Origin of the sequence: Microcystis sp. M_OC_Ca_00000000_C217Col (assembly GCF_007095585.1) — a bacterium.
Classification (GTDB): Bacteria; Cyanobacteriota; Cyanobacteriia; order Cyanobacteriales; family Microcystaceae; genus Microcystis; species Microcystis panniformis.
Genome location: NZ_SFBV01000130.1, coordinates 1 through 3,340 on the forward strand (window position 1 = coordinate 1; position 3,340 = coordinate 3,340).

General features: G+C 46.1%; 4 protein-coding genes. 1 reads left to right on the forward strand and 3 read right to left on the reverse strand.

Going from position 1 to position 3,340, the window contains the following annotated elements; translation table 11 throughout:
- Positions 1–150: 150 nt before the first annotated feature.
- From EWV66_RS07675 to EWV66_RS07685, 3 genes are all read right to left on the reverse strand, one after another.
- Positions 151–1,401 (reverse strand): nif11-class peptide radical SAM maturase 3, encoded by a 1,251-nt coding sequence (locus EWV66_RS07675; RefSeq protein ID WP_287107768.1) that lies wholly within the window; start codon positions 1,399–1,401, stop codon positions 151–153.
- 8 nt (positions 1,402–1,409) lie between these two features.
- Positions 1,410–1,625, reverse strand: a complete 216-nt coding sequence (locus tag EWV66_RS07680) for a hypothetical protein (protein ID WP_052277960.1) — start codon at positions 1,623–1,625, stop codon at positions 1,410–1,412.
- Between the two features lie 706 nt (positions 1,626–2,331).
- On the reverse strand, positions 2,332–2,517 hold the full coding sequence (locus EWV66_RS07685) for a hypothetical protein (protein ID WP_128575284.1): 186 nt from the start codon (positions 2,515–2,517) through the stop codon (positions 2,332–2,334).
- 301 nt (positions 2,518–2,818) lie between these two features.
- On the opposite strand from EWV66_RS07685, the gene EWV66_RS07690 reads away from it, so the two are divergent.
- Positions 2,819–2,965: a hypothetical protein gene (locus EWV66_RS07690; RefSeq protein WP_287115931.1), complete on the forward strand. Its 147-nt coding sequence runs from the start codon at positions 2,819–2,821 to the stop codon at positions 2,963–2,965.
- Positions 2,966–3,340: the final 375 nt, after the last annotated feature.

Consider the following 3,340-nt stretch of genomic DNA (forward strand, 5'->3'; position numbering starts at 1 on the left):
ACGCTTTACCAATAAAGCTTAGAGGGAATCCGAACTAGGGAAGTATTCGGAGGTCTGTGCCAGATTGTGTCTCGATGCGGTAGTCTCTACTTGCGGCGCCTAAATTGGTTTAGGCAAGCCCCGTCCCTTTTAGGGCGGGGTTAGTGACGGTTAGATTGTGGGGGTGAGTACGGGGGTTTTGTTTTGCCAGCTTTCCGGCCATTGGATCGCGTCGGCACTGAAGGCGAGGGGATCATTGGCTAGGGGAGAATGGAAGGGTTCTTCTACCAGCGCGAATTGGCCGTTATCGAAGGGAATTCCCGCAGCGGGGCGATCGAGGTAGAATCTCTCTCGGATTCCCTTCTCCGCTTGTTTTAAGGCCCGGTGGTGACAGTAGGGATTGTTCCCCCGGCGATCGAAGAAAACATGAGCCGTCCAACTACAACCACCTCGGCAGAGTTCGGCGAACTCGCAGGTTTTACAGAATCCCCAGAGGTGATCGGTTCCCTTCGGGGTTCCCGCGCCGAGGTTGAAGCGCAGTTCTTCGGCCTCTTCGATAATCTGGCGCAGGGAGCGATCGCGGATATTGCCCCCGGTATAGGCTGCGGTGGGAAGGGAGGGACAGCCTTTGATTGCTCCGTCGGCCTCGATTCCCAGTGCCGCCAGTCCGGCACTACACCCCTGCCAGAATGTCCATGCGTCCCCTCCCCGCAATAAACGTTCGTAGGGGCCGTAATAGCCGATATTGTTGCCCGGTTGTACGTCTATCCCCTCCCGTCGCGCTCGCTCGGTGACACGGGCGAGCATCGGGTATAGTTCTAGGAGTTCGTAGGGTTGCAGGAGAATTTCCGAATTATCGGCCGCGTTACCCATCGGGACGGTTAACTGGATCCGCCATGCAAATACGCCCGCATCGCGGATTTTTTCGTAGATTCGGGGAAATTCGGGGGCGGAAAGGCGATTGATCTGGGTATTGCAACCGAAGGGGATACCGGCTTGTTTGAGGTGGCCCATGGTGCGGAAAGCCCATTGCCACGAACCGGGTTTCCCCCGCAGGCGATCGTGGGTAGTTTCTAACCCGTCCACGGAGACGGAGACAACTTTGATCCCCGCGTCTTTCATCTTTTGGGCGGTGTCGAGGGTGATGCCGTAGCCGCCGGTGGTGACACCGCAGATCATGCCCGCGTCGGTAATCGCCCGGGCGATATCGAGCCAGTCGGGACGGAGGAAGGCTTCTCCCCCGATCAGGGTAACTTCTTTGATGCCCACTTCGGCCAGTTGACGGACGAGATCGAGGGCTTCTTCGGTGGTAAGTTCGTGGCTACGGGTATGGCCGGCGCGGGAACCGCAATGCTGACAGGCGAGGTTACATTTTAGGGTGATTTCCCAGACGGCGTAGCTGATGCGACGGTATTCGGTCATGGGCTTGTCTATAGATAACTACTAGGCTGAAGTGGAAGAACACTTCCGTACGGTGGTTGTGGTTCAGGTTTATTAACTCCTTCACCACCAAAGATAGCTTTAATATCCTCTTCAGTCAGGGATTTTAGTTCTTCATCGTTGGCGATTTCTTTTAAAATCAGAGAATAGTCACCAAGATTATTCTCTAAGTTAGAACTTTTACACTTCTCTTGTTCACAAGACATTACGAGACTCCTATTTTACGAGAAAATACAAAAATCAATCCAGACAAAGACACGGAGCCATGCTCTAGCTTTATAGAAGATATTTCTAAAAATCTTCGAGACTAGAAACTAAGTATCGCTTATCAATTTTAAAAGAGATATGGCTCTTCGGTTTGTGTTATGCAATGGACGGGGGTTATCAGGGATGGAACCCTTATATAGAAAGGCATTGAGCGATTTTTGTCAATTGTTTTTGCTCTAGAGCGAACTAATCAATTAAGTCTTTTGCCAGATAAGGATTTAGTCGATTTATGCCCCCCTATCGAACCATACCAAGTAACGAAGAACCAGAGATATTTAAAGCTTTGACAAGAAATATAGTGTTTCTCAACAAAAAACTGAGTCCTCAAAACTGTTTTTCATCAATAAAATTGCGGAAAAACTCTATTATTGCGAGAAACACTATGCCCTTTTCAAAACTATATCTCGATATAGCCGAATTCGATATCAGAATCCTGTATCGAATTGACTATTTTTGTTCGGGGGCAGGACAGGGAACAGGAACAGGAACAGGGAGCATCTCATTTATGCAAGTGAGTAATTATACTTATCCATAAAACTGGTTTCTAGCAAGGCTTTCAAAATAGCTTGACATAAAAACCTGATTTAGGGGTTACAAAGGTGAGATGCTCCCCAGTAACCAGGAACAGGCTGTGGATTAGGTTTTTTAGAATTGACATGGAGGTGGAGGTGGAGGTGGTGGGCAGGGGCAGCAACAACAACCGCCTACCACTTGACGTAAAGTTTTAAAAGCGGTGATGCTTTCTGGACTGTCGTTAGCGGCATCGGTGCGAAACTCGATAATTTCGTCAGTCACCGTGTTTTTGATCTCGTTGATTTTGATGTTAGCCATGAGATGTATTCTCCAAATTTTCGCTCAATGAATGAATCAAATTATTGATTCAGGAAAACAATAACAATTTTTCAACATCAGATCAACTATCAAAATCGAACAAAAAAAAGATAATTGAGTTATTTATGTTCTTTTTGAAAGACTGTTTTTTGCGAAAACATCATCAAAACCGATTAAACAACGGGCTTCCAAGCTATTTAGGGTTTGCTGAAAAAGTAGGGGCGAAGCATTCGGGCAATAACCTATCGGTGAAACCGTAGATTTTTTATCCGAATGCTTCGCCCCTACAGGACGCGGGCCGATGAAGACGCAAGGTTTTGAAGCACGATTCTCTCAAAATCTTGCACCTGTGGGAGCGAGAAATTTATGTACAAAAAACTCTGAACCTGTCTTGTTGGAAGCAAAGAGAACCAACCAAGCTAACTTAATTAAGTTATTTATTTTTTAATTAACTGGGAATTCTGTTAATAAATAAATTCAGAGATTTTTAAAAGTGTATGTATTAAAAATACCTTTGTTTGTTTTTAGGCTTAATAAACTCACTCAAGAATAATCGGATTATTGGTATTTTATTAATCCATATTGTATTAATTTTATAGTAAAATAATCCGTAGGTTGGGTTAAACGAAGTGCAACCCAACACAAAACATGAAGAATAATAGGGGGATGATGTTGGGTTTCCGTTGTCAACCCAACCTTGCAAGATAGGCGTACTGCTACGCAGTGCCTTCGGCATCGCACCTGATACCTTAATAGCTAAGTTGCTTGTTTGCCAAATTCAGGAACAACCAGGTTGACTTCCTTCGAGTTGTAACCAAATGCT